This window comes from Cytobacillus sp. NJ13, from assembly GCA_030348385.1.
Taxonomy (GTDB): Bacteria; Bacillota; Bacilli; order Bacillales; family Cytobacillaceae; genus Cytobacillus.
In genome coordinates this window covers 2,048,731-2,066,447 of record JAUCFP010000006.1, presented here as the reverse complement: position 1 = coordinate 2,066,447, position 17,717 = coordinate 2,048,731, and the positions used below count along the sequence as shown (strand labels likewise).

Sequence of the window (17,717 nt, the reverse complement as noted above, 5' to 3'; positions counted from 1 at the left end):
TTGTATGCTGCCTATGTTTTTCTGGGCTTTTGTAATTGGTGGCCTATTTTGCGTATTTGGCCAAATAATGTTTGATGTTTTTAAGCTAACACCTGGCCATACATTAAGTCTTTTGGTTGTAATAGGAGCTGTTCTTGATGGCGTTGGACTCTATGAACCGCTTGCAGACTTTGCGGGAGCCGGCGCGACGATCCCTATAACCAGCTTTGGCAATTCCCTTGTCCATGGAGCCCTTCAGGAAGCTGAACAGCATGGGCTTGTCGGTGTATTGACCGGAATGTTTGAAGTAACCAGCTCCGGTATTTCAGCTGCGATAATCTTCGGCTTCATCGGTGCACTTATTTTCAAGCCAAAAGGCTAAGTGGCGCATTCGATATAATGAAAATATACACAAGAATAATCTTCAAATTATTTAAAAACAAGCCCCTTAATACAATTTGACTGAATAAACCAAGCCTGCCTTGGGAGCTTGCCCATACACCCTGTTTTGATTTCACATATGTTGTATTGAGAAATCTAAGTGAGGTGAGAGGCATGGGCTATGGCTATGGAGGCTGCGGATATGGCGGGGGCTATGGAAATACGTTTGTTCTAATCGTCGTCCTATTCATTTTACTCATTATCGTCGGAGCAAGTTTCTTCAATTAGATTTACAAAGGCTGACTCAGAACCCAGCAGCAGGTTTTGTGTTGGCTTTTTTGCATATAAGGTACATAAATTATTAATACATTTCACCTTTTTCGCCCACCTTCATAAGATATAAAGGAGTAAATGAAGGAGCGTGATTGAGCAGGATGGATAACAACTTTTTTAAAAACCTTGAAAAGAAAACAGGCGTAAATATGAAGGATGTATTTGAACTGGCCGGCTCTTTGCAGAATGCAAATTTTAAAGATGAAAAAACAGTACGAAATGTAATCAAGAGGGTTTCGCAAATTGCAAATAAACCCGTTTCCAAGGATACGGAAGACAAGATTGTGAAATCGATCGTTGCTGATGGAAAGCAGCTTGACTTTAATACAATTTCCCAGATGATGAATAAAAAATAACAGAAGGGCCTGGCGATTTAAATCAGCCAGGTTCTTCTGTTAATTTCTGCTCTTATTCCTGCTGCTTCTTGTAATGGGGGCAAGGAACCTTGAAGCATATGACTTTCGTCCCCGCCTTTTTTCCGGCACAGAAATATACAAGTCCTTCCTGGCTCTTGTAACGGCAACATACATCAGCCTTCGTTCTTCCTCTAATGGGGCAGATTCACCTGAACGGTAAGCTTCTAGCGCATGATCATGCGGGAGATTTCCTTCAACTGCACCGGCAACATATACAACGTTATATTCAAGCCCTTTTGCACGGTGGATGGTGCTTAATGTAATAGCATTATCATTATTCCTGCTGAGGCGCTTGATTTCTTTGTTCATGGCTTTCATATGTTCAGTATGTTCCAGAAACTCATGAAGAGAATGAAAGTTACGCGCAGCGACCTTTAAATCTTTTATATCATCAGAGCCTTTATCCATTTTATTGCCTTCATTACCTCGTTTTTTTAAAAAGTCCTGGAAGCCAAGCTCTTTTTCAACAGTTTCAATTGCAGTGATGGGACTAAGTCCTGAGATTGATCTGGTAACAGGAATCACTTTTTTTAACTTGCTTTCCTGAAAAGCAAATCCTGTTTTTATAAACTTTAGGCACTCCAGCATTGAGCAATCCTGCAAGATGCTCTCTGCCTTAATATCCTGAAGGACTGATTGTTTAACAAATAGAGACGGCAGCATATCTTTCAAAGCATTCTGGTCATCCTCATTTACCGATAACTTTAGAAAAGCAATCATGCTTCGAACAATAAACCGATCATAAAATGATTCGGCATCCTGATCCAATCTAAACGGAAGACTGGAATTGGCCAGCCTTTCAAAAATGGCCCTGCTCCCAGTATGGGTGCGGAATAATACTGCAAAATCCCGCGGCTCATATCCTTCTTCAATTTTTTCCTGAATATCAGTCATGATCATCGTAGCTTCTTCTTCCTCATCATAAGGAAAAAAGAGGAAAGGGTGCTGTTCTCCAGAAAATTGGGCATTCATGCTTTTGGCACGTCTATGTTTATTTAAAGATATGATTTGGTTTGCAGCTGATACGATTTCGTGAGCAGAGCGGTAATTCTGATTCAATGTAATAACTTTAGCACTAGGGAAATCTTTCTCGAAATCTAAAAGATATTGGGGATCGCTTCCTCTGAAAGCATAAATAGATTGATCATCGTCACCCACTGCACAGACATTTTTTGTTTTATCGGACAGCATTTTCATAAGCTCATATTGAACATTATTAATATCCTGGAACTCATCGATCAGGAAATAATGAAAGCGCTTCTGATATTGTTCAAGAATTTCAGGCTTTTCAAGAAAAAAAGCATGGCAGCCTGTCAGCATATCATCAAAATCAAATAATTCTCTTCTTAATTTTGTTTGTTCATACCTTTGATAAAGAATTGAGGTCTGTTCCTCCCAATCATTCTTTGGATGAACCTTCCCAGGCATGATAAGAGAATTTTTCCAATAGCTAATTTGCTGGAGGGCAAGGTCAAAGGCAAATTCTTTTTCATCGAGCTTTAAGTCTTTGCTGGATTCCTTAATGATCTGTTCCCGCTGCCATTCTTTATTCAGCAGCTTGCCGGAAGACCATTTATCCGTATTGTGGAAGGAGAGAATCCTGTAAAACAAACTGTGAAAAGTGCCGGAAACGATTTGCCTGACTTTTCGTGAATCCATTCCGGGATATTGGGTAAGGCGCTCTTTCATTTCAGCCGCAGCCTTAGCTGTAAATGTAACGAGCATTATAGATGCAGGCTCGATATCTTTTTCGCGCAGCATAAAAGCAGTCCTGGTTGTTAAAACTCGGGTCTTGCCGCTCCCTGCACCTGCAAGAACGAGCAGAGGCCCATCAATATGTGATACAGCCGCTGCCTGCTGTTCATCCAAAAAGACTCCTGCTTGTGAAAGGGACTTTAAGTATTCATCAGGGAAACTTGGATTGTGAGTGCTTTCCTGGATATAAGGGGGGATATTTTTTGCCGGCTGAGCTTTTTTAAAGGCTGATTCGATTTCTTTTACAGCAGCAGAAGCAATTGGCCTTGAAACAGGGATTTTAAAGCCGTTTCTTTCTATATATTCTTCAGTCTCAATTTTGGCGGATTCTTGTTTCATCATTTTATCCTTGCACATTCTGCTGCTTTGCTGAATATGATAAAAATGAGGCTCATCCATAATTCCTAAATACAAACGGACAGAAGCTCCGCAATCAGGGCAAAACAGCTTTCCTTTTTTGCCTTCTTCGTAAATATGCTGAAAACTTTCCCGATTCAATTGTTCCAGATTCACTGTTTTATTATGTAAAATTGCTGTCTTCATAAAAAATACCCCATTTTTATAAATTGCCGAGTTTAAGTTATTATTCATCTTCTAACAACAAGACAAATTTTATCATAACAAACCGGTAAAGGATTCTAAAGTGCTTTTCTGTTTAAAATTTAATGTAAACGGGTACATAAAAGTAAATATTGTTTCGTATTCCTTTAATAATCATATACATACAGAATGGAAAGGGGAGCATTCATGGGCTACATTTTACCTGTAACTTCATATCAATATAAGCAGTATGCAGAAAGAGAGATTGGCACAAAATATGATCCATTTCGTTTCGTGCCAGTTGCCAAAATATCGGCACAAACCAATTCAAAAGATTTCCGTCATGAGCTTCCTCTTGATATTCAAAGAAGGTTAACCAAATCAAATCCTCAGCAGCGGGCAGATATCCAAACACGCAGCACTAGAAAAAAAGCAGATGAAACATACGGCGAGCTGACGGGTAAAGGGCGCTATATTAGTGAATGCATATAAGAAAAGCCGAAGCGCCTTCGGAACAAGCAAAAAGCGCTTGTTCCTGCGAAGCGCATCCAAGGAAGCTTTTCCTTGGTGCTCATCACTCCCGCCACCTCGAGGGGGCAGGCGCTCCTCCTAAAAGCTGCCGCTTTTAGTCGTGCGATGATTAATTAAGCTGCCGAAGCGTTCCTTGTGGAGCTAGACAGTTTTCTTAAGTATCTAAACCCATAAAAAAAAGGAGAGGCTCAGTACGTTTGCACGTGCAAAGCCTCTCCTTTTTTCCACTCTGCGTATAAGACATCTTTGACATTATTTGCGCCGTTGTTATTAATTTCATTAATAAGCTTTGTTTCGTCCCAATTGATGCTTTTGAGATTATCCCAAATCACTTCTCCGTCTAAAATTAAAGTTACAGGCAGCTCGATCATATTTATAGGGAGATGTAAATCCTGTATAGTTGGTGTCGAGTAAAGCGGTTTTTTAAATGCACTGACCGTTCCATCTGTTTCAAGAATGGCATATTCGCATTCCCTGATTGAAAAAACGTCCTTTGAACGGAGGAGGTGCTGGAGCTGATTAATGTCGAGATGATTTTTCTTCAGTTCTTCATAGACGATTTTTCCTTTTTTTATAACAATAGAGGGCTCACCTTCAAGGAGTTTGCGTGCCCTTTTAAATTTCTGGGTAAGGATTTCAGTTGCGTAGATGAGTATTCCCCATACTGCAACAGCAAAGAATATTTCTGGGATTCCAGTCTCCTGATCGTATAGGGCATTTCCCACCAGCTCGCCTAACACGATGGCAGAGATAAAATCAAAAGGAGTAATCTGTGTGATCTGTGTTTTGCCCAGGAGTTTTGCCATAATAAATAAGAAAATATATCCTATCACAAGTACACTTATGATATGTAAATATTCCATTCAAACCACTCCTTAAATTGCTGTATCTGGAATAGTGTTTACAGAAGGCCCCAAAATTATTGCATACAAAAAAGCTCCTGCCATCCTGGCAGAAGCTTGTCAGCTATATCGTTTTTTTCATTGTACGGTGGGGAATTCCGGCATCCATGAATTCTTCCGAAATTACCTGATAGCCCAACTTTTCATAAAAAGGGATAGCCTGCGTCTGGGCATTTAATTTTAAGGCAGGTAATCCCTGTTTCTTAGCATGCTCTTCAATTTTATCCATTATTGCTTTACCTGATCCGCTCTGGCGGTTCTCCTTCAGAACACATATTCTTTCCACTTTGCCATTGCCGTCAACTGTGCGAAATCTTCCTGCACCTGCTGGCATGCCATTATTATATAGTACAAAATGGACTGCTTCGTCTTCGAACTGATCGATTTCCTCTTCTTCAGGAACATTTTGCTCGTTGATAAAAACTTGTTTGCGTACGGAGAAGGCATCGTGCAATTCTTGTTCAGATGAGACTTTTCTTACTTCCACTTTTCACTATTCCTTTCCTAGCCTGAATGTTTCATAAACGGTCCATGAGCCGTTTTCGAGCTGATATAGAAGATGAAAACGATCAACAACCTCTTCGTGATTTACAGGCTGCATTCTTAAGCTCCCATATACATCGGAATGTTCATCATTGGAGAGTTTTTGTCCGATCGTAATATGGGGGACAAAATTATATTCAGGTGTATCGCCGCTAATATGATCATTCAATTCAATATGTAACTCTTCGAGCTGGGCTGAAGGCTCAATTTTAAAATAAATGACATTGTTGACAGGCTGAAAAGAGCTGATTTTTGTAGCATTTATTTGAAATGGCTCGTGTTTCTCAGCTATTCCATGAAGTGTTTCCGTCAGCTGTTTTATTTCTTCTTCAGATGCTTCAAAGAGCGATCTTAATGTTACATGCGGAGGAATTAAAGCATAATGCGGATCATACCGCTTTCTATAAGAATTGGCCAAATCCTGCAATTTTTTTGACGGGAAAATAACTATGCCGTAATTAGTGTTCATATAACAACCTCCATGTTCATTAATATTTTTTATAACTGGCAGGCTAAAATGAAATGAAAAACACTTGGTTGGTCTATTATAGCAAATTTTCTAAATTCATTATATAATTATACCTTTTTTCATAATAAAAAACAGTATCAAGATTATCTTTTTATAGCGAATGAATAGGTCTTTTTACACAATTTCGAAGTTAAAACATAGACTTTAACGCCCTTTTTAAATCAGGCTGCCAGTATGTCCATGTATGATCTCCATCGAATTCATCATAGAAGTAAGGGAATTGTTTCTGCTTAAACAAACTGGAAAGATCCCGATTTGGAGTAAGAAAATCTTTTTCTTCACCCCCTGTGGTTTTTACAGATGTCTCGCCTTTCCCGATAACGTGATAAATATTAAGAAGGTGGGCCTGCGTAAATTCCTGCACTGCCTCTGTCACGGAGGTGTCAACAAAAGGTGATTGAAGAATTAACCTCCCAAAAGTATTAGGGTATTGCAGGGCCGCCATTAATGAAACAGTTGCCGCAAGTGAGTCTCCCATAAGGGCACGTCCCATTCCCATTTGATAAGTAGGGAATTCACGGTCAAGATATGGAACCAGCTCGTGTGCAAGAAAACGTATATAAGCATTATGCTGTTCACCGTCCGGATGATATTTATTCCATCTGTCTTTGACGTTTTTATATGGGACACCAACAATAATGATATTTTCGATTTCTTTTTCGTTTAATAATTCATCTGCGATGCGCCCGACTCTTCCCAGCTGGAAGTAATCTTTGCCATCCTGGGCTATAACAACAGTGTATTTATATAAAGGTGAAAAGGAAGCGGGCAAATAAATGAGCAGCTCAACCTCTTCGCCAAGTTCCTTGCTTTCGATTACAATATCTTGTATTGATCCTCTAGGGTAATCCATCATTTTTGTTCCTCCGTTTAGTTCTGTTATGTAAGAGTTTACATAGAGATTTTATCATATATATATAGGAATTGCTTTTTACATGCATTATCATGCGTTTAACATATTGTAATAATCTGGATAAAAAATTTTCACTTAATGCATTCATATTCAAAAGCTAAAATAAAGTTTAAAATTTAAAGTCAAATATAAAATTATTAGAATATAATCAAATTTTTATAAAGTGGGAATCATTTAACATTTTTTATAGATTTTATGTTAGTATAAAATGGATAACCTGTAATTTGATAAAGGGGGAAGAGAGATTGAAAAAGAAAAATTATCTTCTTGCTGCTGCAGTATTGGTGCTTTCAATGGTACTTGCTGCTTGTGGGGGAGGAACTGATGAAGGCAAAGGCGGCGGTGAAGGCGGTGGCGCTGAAAAGCCTAAATTTATGAGCATCGTAACTGGTGGAACAGGCGGTACATACTATCCGCTGGGCGGATCATTCGCTGAGATTATTTCTGATGCAACAGGCATTGATACAAATGCTGAAGTATCAGGTGCATCTGCAGAAAACATGAACACACTGAAAGACGGCAATGCAGAGATTGCCTTCTCACAAACTGATATTGCTTCATATGCACAAGAAGGAAAATTGATGTTTGAAGGAGCAGCAGTTGATAATGTAAGTGCGATCGGCACGCTTTATCCGGAAACTATCCAAATTGTAACTACTGCAAAATCAGGTATTAAATCTGTAGAAGACTTAAAAGGCAAAAAAGTATCAATCGGAGCTCCTGGTTCAGGAACTGCTGCAAATGCAGAACAGATCCTGGAGGTGCACGGAATTACATTAGAAGACATTCAAAAGCAGGATCTTTCATTTGATGAGTCAACTGCCGGAATCCAGGATGGCAATATTGATGCAGCATTCGTTACAGCAGGAACTCCTACAGGTGCTGTAGAAGGTCTTTCTGCAACTGAAGATGTTGTGATTGTTCCGATTGAGCAGGATAAAATCGATGCATTGATTGAGAAATATCCATACTATGTACAGGATGAAGTGCCATCTGGAACATATAAGCTCGCAGAAGCAGTGCCTACAGTGGCTGTACAGGCAATGCTTGTCGTTTCAAATGATCTTTCAGAAGATGTAGTTTACGATGTGACTAAAGCGCTTTTTGAGAATCTGGATAAAGTAACACATGCTAAAGGGAAAGTGATTAAAGCTGAAAATGCTGTAAAAGGTACAGGTATTGAATTGCATCCAGGTGCTAAAAAGTACTTTGATGAAAAAGGTTTCAAAGCAGAATAGTAATTCTAAATGAAACATGCGTTTACCGATCTTTGGCCGGCTGTGAAACCTTTTAGGTTTTTGCACCGGTCAAATTATCTTTTAAGGATTGAACAATTATACATTCAGGTGGAGATAGGTATGACAGAAATTAAGCCAGCCAATATAAAACTGCCGCTTTTTTTGCTGGCATTCCTCATCATAGCAGCCATCTCATGCATTATTTTTATTCCTTATAAACAAGCACTTGTTTTTGAATATGAAAACACTGGAAAAATTCTGGCGTATATTCCATTTAATGAGGAAAAAGCTTTTAAAATTAGTTATACCCATTCCATTCATCTCTCAGATGTTGTGGAAAGCTACAAGATAACTGAGGATGGGAAAATGAAGCTTTATGAACTGATGTATGAGGATTTTGCTATTGGCATGCCCGAAAATGCATCAGAAGGAGAAATATTTGAACAAAAGGAAGGTAAGTATTACATAAAAAATATGAACCGTATTTTTCCCATGTTCGACCTTCGGGTGGGCAAAGTTAGGGCAAATCATACAGTTGTTTTTAAAGAGAAAGACTATCCTCTTGCGCAATTCATTGAACCTGGAACATGGACAAGAATAAAAACAAAAAAAATGAATCTATTTCAGCAATTGAAAGGAGTGAACGTCCTTGAATGAAAAAGTAGAAACATTATCTCTTGAGGAGCAGCAGAGGCTGCTGGAGAAATATGATCCTGAGGCAGGGACGAGGAAACTCGGAGGCATCTTGGGCTGGATTGCCTTTATTGGACTTTTATCTTTTTCTCTATTCCACCTTTATACCGGGATTTTTGGAATGCTGACTGCGCAGCTGCAGCGTTCAATCCATTTAGGGTTTGCTTTGGCTCTAACATTTTTATTATTCCCGGCAAGGAAAAAGGATAAAGGAAGGAATCATAAGGTAGCATGGTATGATATCGTTTTAGCTATATTAAGTGTTGCAGTAGGAGCTTATTGGCCATTATTTATTGATGAAATCGTTATGAGGGCAGGACGCCTTACAGAAGTAGATTTTTATATTGGTCTTTTGGCAATCCTGTTGGTTCTTGAAGCAACAAGGCGTGCAGTGGGGATACCCATTACAGTATTAGCTATTTTATTTATGCTATATGCGCTTTATGGACCTTATATGCCGGGCTTTCTGGCACATCGAGGCCTGGACTTGGAGAGACTGATTCAAACAATGTTTTTCACAACTGAAGGGATACTAGGTACACCTTTAGGAGTTTCAGCAACCTTTATTTTCTTATTTTTACTGTTTGGTTCATTCCTTGTGAAAACAGGGGTAGGCCAATATTTTAATGATCTGGCAGTTTCGATTGCAGGAAAAAGAGTTGGAGGACCTGCAAAGGTTGCAATTTTCTCGAGTGCTTTGCAAGGAACAATCAGCGGGAGCTCAGTTGCGAATGTTGTAACTTCGGGTGCCTTTACAATTCCAATGATGAAAAAACTTGGCTATAAGAAGGAATTTGCAGGTGCTGTTGAAGCAACAGCCTCGACTGGAGGGCAAATAATGCCGCCCATTATGGGAGCAGCTGCCTTTTTGATGGTTGAATTCATTGGCGGAGGCATCACTTACTGGGATATTGCCAAGGCAGCAGCCATCCCTGCATTGCTTTATTTTACAGGTGTATGGATAATGACTCACTTTGAAGCCAAGCGCCTTGGTCTAAGAGGTTTGAAAGACGAAGAGATGCCAGATCGGAAAGAAGTGTTAAGGAAGATTTATCTGTTATTGCCGATTCTTGCAGTCATTATTTTGTTAATGACAGGAATGAGTGTTATTAGAGGTGCGCTGTGGTCAATTGTAATCACAGTCGGAGTAAGTGCCATAAGCAAAGAAACAAGAATGAGCTTCCGGGATATTATTGACGCATTGGTTGAAGGTGCAAGAACGGCATTGGGAGTAGCTGCTGCAACGGCTGCAGCTGGAATCATCGTAGGAGTTGTTGTAAAAACTGGGCTGGGATTAAAAATGGCTAATGGCCTGCTTGATCTTTCAGGGGGTATGCTTATCCCAACCTTAATGCTTACTATGGTTGCAGCGCTGATTCTTGGAATGGGTTCACCGACGACTGCAAACTATGTAATCACGTCCACAATTGCTGCTCCTGCCATCATCTTGCTGGGAGTTCCTGATCTATCTGCTCATTTATTTGTGTTCTACTTTGGTATTATAGCAGATATCACTCCTCCAGTAGCTCTTGCGGCATTTGCAGCAGCTGCTGTATCAGGAGGAGAACCTATTAAAACTGGAGTAACAGCCTCCAAGCTTGCAATTGGAGCATTCATCATTCCATATATGTTTGTTCTATCGCCAGAGCTATTAATGATAGACACCACATGGTATAGCTTAATTTGGGTTATCTTTACTGCATTAGCAGGAATGATGGCTATCGGTGCAGGGGTTATTGGCTATTGGTACCGTACACTAAATATTTTTGAACGTTTGCTGGGTGTTGCAGCAGGATTAATGCTCATCTATCCTGAAAGCGTGTCCGATATTATTGGGCTAATAATTTTTGTTTTCATGATTATTTGGCAAGTTGTCTTGAAAAAAGATGACAAACCAAAGCGATTAACAGCCTAAAGGGAAAGGAAGGATACCTCTTGCAGGTAATCCTTCCTTTTTTATCCCATATTTATTCACTCAAGACTCCCTGTCACCATGACCAATTGATAGGCTTGCACTAATATATCCTTCACTGCTGCTATTCAAAACAACACTAAAAGTACCTGGCTGATCGCCTTCATACATTTCATCACTTATAACTTCTTTTAGTAGTTCGCTATTATACTCAATAATCTCACTCTGTTTATTTTGGTTATCTGTATATCTTTCAACTTCTTCAGCATCATTCGGAATGCGTTTTTCAATATAGGAAAGAATTTCATCGTTGCTCATTTCTTTGTCCATGCCTTCAAACTGAAGTTCAATGTTAACAGCTCTATGGTTATTAAATTCCACCAGCATGGTGTCACCATTGAAACGGGCAATTTCTTCGTTATTCTTATTTTGGCCATATTTATCAGCAAATTCTTCACGGGTGTCTCCCAAACCAACTTCTTCAGTGATCTTTTTGTTTTCTTCCGGCGCTTCCTCTGTTTCCGCCCGCTGTTCTTCCGTAGAAGGATTATTTTTATCTTCATCCTCTACAATTTGCTCTTCATTCTGATTACAGCCTGCCAGTACAAGGATTGCTGCAAAAAAAACAGCAATCATTGAGTTGCTTTTCATAAAATCCTTCCTTTCTTACCTTGTTGTATTTAAAGGGCAATATTCCGGTTAGAGAGTATATACCCGAATGAGGACCAGATAATCAGAGAAGTAAGGAGACATAATAAAAAGCCGTACTTCCCAAGTGAAATACAGGCTTTGATGAATGAAATATTTTGAAAGAAAGCTCCTTTTAGCTGATCTGGCGAGCTTTCTTTTCGGGCAAAATGGACATGATATGGTTCAAGTTGAAGATGCGCATTTGTTTTCTATATAAACAATAGGCTAAAATCGTGCTGCCTCGAAGCTCTTTGATTAATATTTTTCTTTGTGTAAATGAATTTCGTTTGGAGAGATAAATGATTTCCACAGTCTTTCTCTCTTCCATAGCTCGATAAAGAATTCCTTTCATTTAGAAATCCCTCCTTACTTTTATTTACATTATACACGAACGCTTGTTCTTGATCAAGTGAAATGCGAAAATTTGTTCGCATAAAAAAAGACTTCACAAATGAAGTCTTTTAAATAATTTTTAAACCTTTATTTTTCAAGATATTAAGCAAAACAGTGCCGTATTGTATGGCATAGCCTAAAAAGACGGCTACGAACAATGTGCCTAATCCAACTGGACCGCCTAAGATAAGGCCAATGGCCAATGCTAAAAATTCATTAATGATACGTGCAGTCTTAATGCTGATATTGAGCCTTTTGGCAGTTGCGATCATTAAACCATCAATTGGGCCGCTGAATAGTTGAGGACGGATATATATAGATACCCCGAAGCCCAGTAATGAGATACCTGTAATGAAGGCAAGGATCTGAAGGGAAAGGTTTGTAATTGTGATGCCGCTGAAAACAAGCTCCATCCAAAAATCGATCCCCACACTTGCTAAAATGGTTCCAATAAATGATTTAAACTGGGGTTTTTCCCAGGTCAGCAGAGCATTGAAAAATATAAGGGATGACGTAACCAGAAATGACCAGGTTCCGATTGTAAGACCGAACTTATTAAAAAGGCCAACATATACAGTGTCCCAGGCACCTGCACCAAGATTGGATAAGATAATTAATGAGACACCGAGAGTGAGAATTAAATAACCTGCAATTATTTGAATGAATGTTGTGTGTTTAATCATGTTGTATCCTCCCCAATACATATTACCGTATTTAAATAAATTCTCAAGGGAAAGAAAAGGAAGAAAATTATTTAGTAGTCATAACAGTCCAGTATAGGGAAAAGAACTTTTTTAAAATCCTAACACATAAAAACAGCTCCCATAAATGGGAACTGTTTTAAAGATACTTATACCTTAATATCAATTTTTGCACTTTTCTTCAATTCTTCTACATGCTTAACCAGCATATCCTGCTGTTTTTGCTGTTCCAGCTGCTGTTTGATCTGAGGCTTTACTTCCTCTAATTTAGGCGGCTCCTGACCTTCAGCACCACCCTGGCTGGCATACTCATCATAGAATTTCTGAATTTCAGCATCTGTAACTTCCCCTGGTTTAATCTCGCCATTAATATATTTCGTATATTTAATATTGTTGGCAATTTCCTTCTCTAATGAGTCAGGGTTAAGGCCGGCCTGTTTCATTGCTGTTTCGAATTCCTTGTCGTCTTTGAATTGTCCTTTTGTTTCATCCAGCTGCTTTTTGACTTCTTCATCAGAAGCTTTGTAGCCTTTTTTGTCTGCTTCCTGTAGGAGAAGTGTCTGGCCGACTAGACTGTCGAGTGTCTGGTCCTTGATTTTCTCAGCAGCATCTTTGGTGGTAGGGTCTTGTCCCATTTGCTGATACATCATTTGTGATGAAGTAAGGACGCTGTTATACTCACGGCCAAGAATTTCCTGGTCATTAACGATTGCAACAGTCTTTTCTTCATCAAGCTTTTGCTTGTCCATTTTCTTTTGCATTTCTTCCATTTGCTTCTGCTGGTCCTGCTGGTCGGTTTCAGCTGTTTTTGCTTCCTCTTTTTTATCTGCACTCTTGCTTTCATCATCAGCTCCACAAGCAGCTAAAACGGCAGATATTAATACAAGTAAAAAGGGATACATTAGTTTCTTCATTAATATTTCTCCTTCCGTAACCCTGTATGGTTTGATTCAGCTAACAAAAGAATCATATAGAGGGCATTATAAAGCAAAAATTCCTAAAAAGATACCTTTAAGGCATAAATGCAGAATTTGTAATAGGAATGTAATCTAGTTTCAAAGCTGCTAACCTTATAGATTATGGATGAAATATAGGTATTGACTTTTATATAAGAAAGATGTATATTTTATATTGTCCCCAACACAGGGGGAAAGTTATAACGATTCCGTAGCTCAGCTGGGAGAGCGCTACCTTGACAGGGTAGAGGTCGCTGGTTCGAACCCAGTCGGAATCATACTTTTAAAGAGTCTGGCTGCCGATAGCCAGGCACTTTTTTTGTTTACAGGGATTTTGTCTTTTGAACTGGGAACTTCTGCATTGTTTTAACGAAACAGTGATAGGGAATCTTTAAAATATAAAAATTCACAAAATAATTTTTATTAAAAATCTATGCTATAATTTCATTGTGAAATTACAAGAGTTAGGGGATATTTCTATGTTGAAAGATCTGTTTATCGGCCTTTCCCAAAACGAATTACTGAATAGCGCTGCAAAGAAATATGGGCTGAAATTGGGAGCGCAGAGTGTAGTTGCGGGAACAAATTTAGATGAAGCAATTCAAAGCATAAAAGAGCTTAACGCTCATGGCATCTCTTGTACTGTCGATAACCTCGGGGAATTTGTATATAAAAAGGAAGAGGCGGCAGAAGCGAAGAAACAAATAATTGAAGTGATAGAGGCCATTCATGTAAATCAAGTGGATGCACATATATCTTTAAAGCCTTCCCAATTAGGCCTTGATATCGACTATTCTTTCTGTCTTGAAAATGTTAGGGAGATAGTAGAGAGAGCAAGCCATTATGGTATTTTTGTGAATATGGATATGGAAGACTCTAAGCGTTTGCAGCCTTCATTTGATTTACTGGATGAATTATCTAAAGAATATAATAACATTGGTACAGTTATTCAAGCCTATTTTCTGGGTGCTGAAGAAGATTTAATGAAATATAAGGATTTCCGCTTGCGGATTGTAAAAGGGGCTTATAAGGAGCCAGAAGAAATTGCTTTTCAGGAAAAAAGTGACATTGATGCTAACTTTATAAAATTAATAGAATGGCATTTGCTGAATGGCAAATTTACATCCATTGCAACACATGACCATAAAGTAATTAATCATGTAAAAGATTTTGTAAGGGCTAACAATATTCCTAAAGAGAAATTTGAATTTCAAATGCTTTATGGCTTCCGCAAGGATATGCAGCTTAAGCTTGCAGGTGAAGGCTATAATTTCTGTACGTATGTACCTTTTGGAAATGACTGGTACGGCTACTTCATGAGGCGCCTGGCTGAAAGGCCGCAGAATTTAAACCTTGTAGCCAAGCAGGTATTTAATAAGAAAACCAATACTGTGATTGGTGTGGCCGCAGGAGCTTTCCTATTAGGCAGATTGACAAAGAAGCGGAAAAAAAGATAAGCGAAGAGCCTCCTTTTTGCTGCAGGCTAAAAGTGTAAAAAGAAGTCCCTGACTGAATTGTCAGGGACTTTTGCCTATATTTCAATCTCCACACCATAATGATCTGAAATGATGGGCTTGTGTGTGCCGTTAAAAATAACCTGTGAATATTTCGGATGGATAGGCTGAGCCGAAAGAATTAAATCAATCCGCATATCATGTTTATTGTCATCCCAGCCGGCAATCTTTCCTTTAACAGTAACACCCGAATCCTTCTTGGAAGCTAATTCATAAGTGTCATAGAGCCCATTGCCTCTCAGAAAGTCATAACCTTCATTGCGGATATAAGCCGAGCTGTTGAAATCTCCCATTAAAATGGCGGATTCATCCTTTGGCACTTGTGCAAGAAGAGATTCAACCTGGAATTTATAGGATTCTTCTTCATCGTGCCACCAGCCGAGATGACAAGAATAGAAGGAGATGGGCCTATCTTGATGAACTAATTTAATACCAACTATTTTTCGTGTCTTCCAGTGTTTCTGGTCTTGGTTTTTTGTAATGAAAAATGAGTGATCTTCTTTTATTTCATGCCTGGTCATGATTGCAAGACCCTCTTCATATATATCATAGCCAATATGTGAGAAATCCCATTTGAAAACGTAATCTTCCACACCTATTTTTCTCAATTCTTCAATTAACAGCAGTGCATAATTATCTTCTCTGATATGGCTGTCTATCAAAGGGGCTTTGATAGACTGGCTGACTTCCTGCAGAGCGATGACATCATATCGGTTCTCTTTAATAGCCTCAGCAAGAATTTTAATTTTTTCCAGCTGCTGATTCTCCTGCCATGAGTGGCAGTTTAGAGTTAATAATTTCATTCTTAAGCTCCCAGCAGGTCTTGTATATCTGACTTAAGGACATCTGCTTTTGGTCCATAAATTGCCTGAACGCCTTTGTCCTTAACGATAAGACCTAAAGCTCCATTCTTTTTCCAGTCCTGTTCACCAGCAACTGATGAAGTGTCCTTTACTGTGACACGCAATCGGGTCATGCAGGCATCTACATCTTCAATATTTTCTCTTCCGCCCAATAATTCAATTAACACAGGGGCTAGTGAATTTTTCTTAATTGCCGATTCTGATGACGAAACGGAGTTTTCATCTTCAATGTAGTTTCCATTGCGCCCTGGAGTAGGGAAGTTGAATTTCTTAATCATAAAATTGGCAACCCCAAAGTTTAATCCGAAGAATACAAGGCAGGCAATTACAAAGTTTACAAGATCCAGCCATAAGCCAGCTTTTAAAATCATTGGTGTTCTTGTAATCAATTCGATGATGCCGAAAGAATGGACACGGATATTAATAATATCAACAATTGCAAATGCCAGACCTGTCATAACTGCATACACGATATAAAGAAGTGGAGCAGCAAACATGAACATAAATTCGATTGGTTCAGTTACTCCAGTTAAGAATACTGCCAAACCAGCAGAAAAGAACATGGATTTGTATTTCTTCTTTTTCTCAGGATCTACATTGCGGTACATGGCAAGCGCAATTCCCAGCAAGGCAGCAGAGGATAGAATCATTTGGCCTACTTTGAAGCGGGCAGGGGTAACATCATTCAGCAGCTGCTTGTAGCTTTCTGTATCTCCTGAAGCCAAAAAGTTATTCAGGTCGGCAATCCATGCAAGCCATAGCGGATCTTGTCCAGCCACCGTTGAACCTGCATTTGAGCCTGTCAGGATTTTGTAAGTTCCGCCAAGCTCCGTATAATTAATTGGGACAGTCAGCATATGATGCAATCCAAACGGAAGAAGCAATCGTTCCAGTGCGCCAAAAACAAATGGAGCAATAACGGGCGCTGTATTTCGTGATGTAGCAATCCATTGTCCGAAATCATTTAATAATCCTTGAATAAATGGCCAAACAATTGATAAGACCAACGCTGCTGCAACAGAGCCGCCAATTACAGTGAAGGGCACAAAGCGCTTTCCATTGAAAAAGGAAAGTGAATTTGGCAATTTATCATAGTTATAATACTTGTTAAATAAATTGGCGCCAAGAAAACCTGAGATAATCCCGACGAACACTCCCATATTCAATGCTGGCGCGCCTAAAACAGAAGTGAAATAGTCCGGGACAATGAGATCTTGTCCAAACAGGGATTTTACCGTGGCCTCAGGGTTACCTAACATGTCGGACTTTACTCCGAATATGGCGCCTGTAATTCTATTAATCAGAATGAAGGCAATAAGAGCTGCAAACGCTCCGCCTGCACGTTCCTTAGCCCAGGAACCGCCTATTGCTACTGCGAATAAGATATGAAGATTTGTAATAATGGCCCATCCGATATCTTCGAGCACTCGTGCAATCGCTTGCACAAATGCTATGTCAGTACCCGTCATGCCAACAAGCTTGCCAAGTGAAATCATAATTCCTGCAGCTGGCATTACGGCCACTACAACAAGTAATGCTTTCCCAAACTTTTGCCAGAAATCAAAAGAAAATAATTTTTTCATCGTTCTTCTCTCCCTTATTGTATGGGCTTTCATTAAATGATCTAAAAAAGCATTTTCATTATTTAACGAAAAAAATTTCGATGAATGCATGAATTTATTCTATGAAAATACTATTTAGCTTTATTATTATCTTAAAATAACACGGGTAGATAAATGATGCAACCGTTTGCGTAAAAAATGTTTTCTTTTTAAACTTTTACGGATATCGAAAAAAATTCCTTTAATAATTCGATCATTCCAAGGGAAGATATTCCTTCATCATTTAAGGTATGTGTTGTTTGTTGTGCATAAAAATAAATTCATTTTACTAAAAATACATTTTTATCTTGCAAAAGAAGTATTTCATCCTTTA

At 38.9% G+C, this 17,717-nt stretch carries 19 protein-coding genes and 1 tRNA gene; 9 read left to right on the top strand and 11 right to left on the bottom strand.

Going from position 1 to position 17,717, the window contains the following annotated elements; translation table 11 throughout:
• Positions 1-4: 4 nt before the first annotated feature.
• The 3 genes from spoVAE (at position 5) to QUF73_10020 (ending at position 1,049) form a co-directional block, all read left to right on the top strand.
• Complete coding sequence (gene spoVAE / locus QUF73_10030) at positions 5-361, top strand: stage V sporulation protein AE (protein MDM5226555.1); 357 nt, start codon at positions 5-7, stop codon at positions 359-361.
• A gap of 173 nt (positions 362-534) precedes the next feature.
• On the top strand, positions 535-648 hold the full coding sequence (locus QUF73_10025) for a YjcZ family sporulation protein (protein ID MDM5226554.1): 114 nt from the start codon (positions 535-537) through the stop codon (positions 646-648).
• 146 nt (positions 649-794) lie between these two features.
• A complete protein-coding gene (locus QUF73_10020; GenBank protein MDM5226553.1) occupies positions 795-1,049 on the top strand; it encodes a stage VI sporulation protein F in 255 nt (84 codons plus the stop codon).
• A gap of 39 nt (positions 1,050-1,088) precedes the next feature.
• Here QUF73_10020 and QUF73_10015 read toward each other — a convergent pair whose 3' ends face one another.
• Positions 1,089-3,407: a UvrD-helicase domain-containing protein gene (locus QUF73_10015; protein MDM5226552.1), complete on the bottom strand. Its 2,319-nt coding sequence runs from the start codon at positions 3,405-3,407 to the stop codon at positions 1,089-1,091.
• A 204-nt stretch (positions 3,408-3,611) separates the two neighbouring features.
• Between QUF73_10015 and QUF73_10010 the strand changes: the two genes are divergently transcribed.
• Positions 3,612-3,896 (top strand): hypothetical protein, encoded by a 285-nt coding sequence (locus tag QUF73_10010; GenBank protein MDM5226551.1) that lies wholly within the window; start codon positions 3,612-3,614, stop codon positions 3,894-3,896.
• 227 nt (positions 3,897-4,123) lie between these two features.
• Here QUF73_10010 and QUF73_10005 read toward each other — a convergent pair whose 3' ends face one another.
• The 4 genes from QUF73_10005 to QUF73_09990 form a co-directional block, all read right to left on the bottom strand.
• Positions 4,124-4,798 carry a DUF421 domain-containing protein gene (locus QUF73_10005; GenBank protein ID MDM5226550.1) on the bottom strand — a complete coding sequence of 225 codons (675 nt, stop codon included), beginning with the start codon at positions 4,796-4,798 and terminating at the stop codon, positions 4,124-4,126.
• A gap of 103 nt (positions 4,799-4,901) precedes the next feature.
• Positions 4,902-5,324 (bottom strand): GNAT family N-acetyltransferase, encoded by a 423-nt coding sequence (locus QUF73_10000; protein ID MDM5226549.1) that lies wholly within the window; start codon positions 5,322-5,324, stop codon positions 4,902-4,904.
• 6 nt (positions 5,325-5,330) lie between these two features.
• A complete protein-coding gene (locus QUF73_09995; GenBank protein ID MDM5226548.1) occupies positions 5,331-5,849 on the bottom strand; it encodes a YjcG family protein in 519 nt (172 codons plus the stop codon).
• Positions 5,850-6,039: 190 nt separating this feature from the next.
• Entirely contained in the window at positions 6,040-6,765 is a 726-nt protein-coding gene (locus QUF73_09990) for an esterase family protein (protein MDM5226547.1), read from the bottom strand.
• Between the two features lie 302 nt (positions 6,766-7,067).
• On the opposite strand from QUF73_09990, the gene QUF73_09985 reads away from it, so the two are divergent.
• The 3 genes from QUF73_09985 (at position 7,068) to QUF73_09975 (ending at position 10,668) form a co-directional block, all read left to right on the top strand.
• On the top strand, positions 7,068-8,060 hold the full coding sequence (locus QUF73_09985; protein ID MDM5226546.1) for a TAXI family TRAP transporter solute-binding subunit: 993 nt from the start codon (positions 7,068-7,070) through the stop codon (positions 8,058-8,060).
• A gap of 120 nt (positions 8,061-8,180) precedes the next feature.
• The gene (locus tag QUF73_09980; protein MDM5226545.1) at positions 8,181-8,717 is read left to right on the top strand and encodes a DUF1850 domain-containing protein; all 537 of its coding nucleotides are present in this window, start codon (positions 8,181-8,183) and stop codon (positions 8,715-8,717) included.
• Positions 8,710-10,668, top strand: a complete 1,959-nt coding sequence (locus QUF73_09975; GenBank protein MDM5226544.1) for a TRAP transporter permease — start codon at positions 8,710-8,712, stop codon at positions 10,666-10,668. The genes QUF73_09980 and QUF73_09975 overlap by 8 nt, the downstream gene beginning before the upstream one ends.
• Positions 10,669-10,728: 60 nt before the next feature.
• On the opposite strand, the gene QUF73_09970 is transcribed toward QUF73_09975, so the two are convergent.
• The 4 genes from QUF73_09970 to QUF73_09955 form a co-directional block, all read right to left on the bottom strand.
• Positions 10,729-11,316: a hypothetical protein gene (locus QUF73_09970; protein ID MDM5226543.1), complete on the bottom strand. Its 588-nt coding sequence runs from the start codon at positions 11,314-11,316 to the stop codon at positions 10,729-10,731.
• A 172-nt stretch (positions 11,317-11,488) separates the two neighbouring features.
• Complete coding sequence (locus tag QUF73_09965; protein ID MDM5226542.1) at positions 11,489-11,707, bottom strand: WYL domain-containing protein; 219 nt, start codon at positions 11,705-11,707, stop codon at positions 11,489-11,491.
• 109 nt (positions 11,708-11,816) lie between these two features.
• Positions 11,817-12,431, bottom strand: coding sequence for a hypothetical protein (locus tag QUF73_09960; protein MDM5226541.1), 615 nt, complete (start codon positions 12,429-12,431; stop codon positions 11,817-11,819).
• Positions 12,432-12,598: 167 nt separating this feature from the next.
• Positions 12,599-13,363, bottom strand: coding sequence for a SurA N-terminal domain-containing protein (locus tag QUF73_09955; protein MDM5226540.1), 765 nt, complete (start codon positions 13,361-13,363; stop codon positions 12,599-12,601).
• A 247-nt stretch (positions 13,364-13,610) separates the two neighbouring features.
• On the opposite strand from QUF73_09955, the gene QUF73_09950 reads away from it, so the two are divergent.
• Both QUF73_09950 and QUF73_09945 read left to right on the top strand, forming a co-directional pair.
• Positions 13,611-13,683, top strand: a tRNA-Val gene (locus tag QUF73_09950).
• 201 nt (positions 13,684-13,884) lie between these two features.
• Positions 13,885-14,862, top strand: coding sequence for a proline dehydrogenase family protein (locus QUF73_09945; protein ID MDM5226539.1), 978 nt, complete (start codon positions 13,885-13,887; stop codon positions 14,860-14,862).
• 74 nt (positions 14,863-14,936) lie between these two features.
• Here QUF73_09945 and QUF73_09940 read toward each other — a convergent pair whose 3' ends face one another.
• Together QUF73_09940 and QUF73_09935 are read right to left on the bottom strand one after the other, a co-directional pair.
• Positions 14,937-15,722: an endonuclease/exonuclease/phosphatase family protein gene (locus QUF73_09940; GenBank protein ID MDM5226538.1), complete on the bottom strand. Its 786-nt coding sequence runs from the start codon at positions 15,720-15,722 to the stop codon at positions 14,937-14,939.
• A gap of 2 nt (positions 15,723-15,724) precedes the next feature.
• The gene (locus tag QUF73_09935; protein MDM5226537.1) at positions 15,725-17,365 is read right to left on the bottom strand and encodes a PTS transporter subunit IIBC; all 1,641 of its coding nucleotides are present in this window, start codon (positions 17,363-17,365) and stop codon (positions 15,725-15,727) included.
• Positions 17,366-17,717 lie beyond the last annotated feature (352 nt).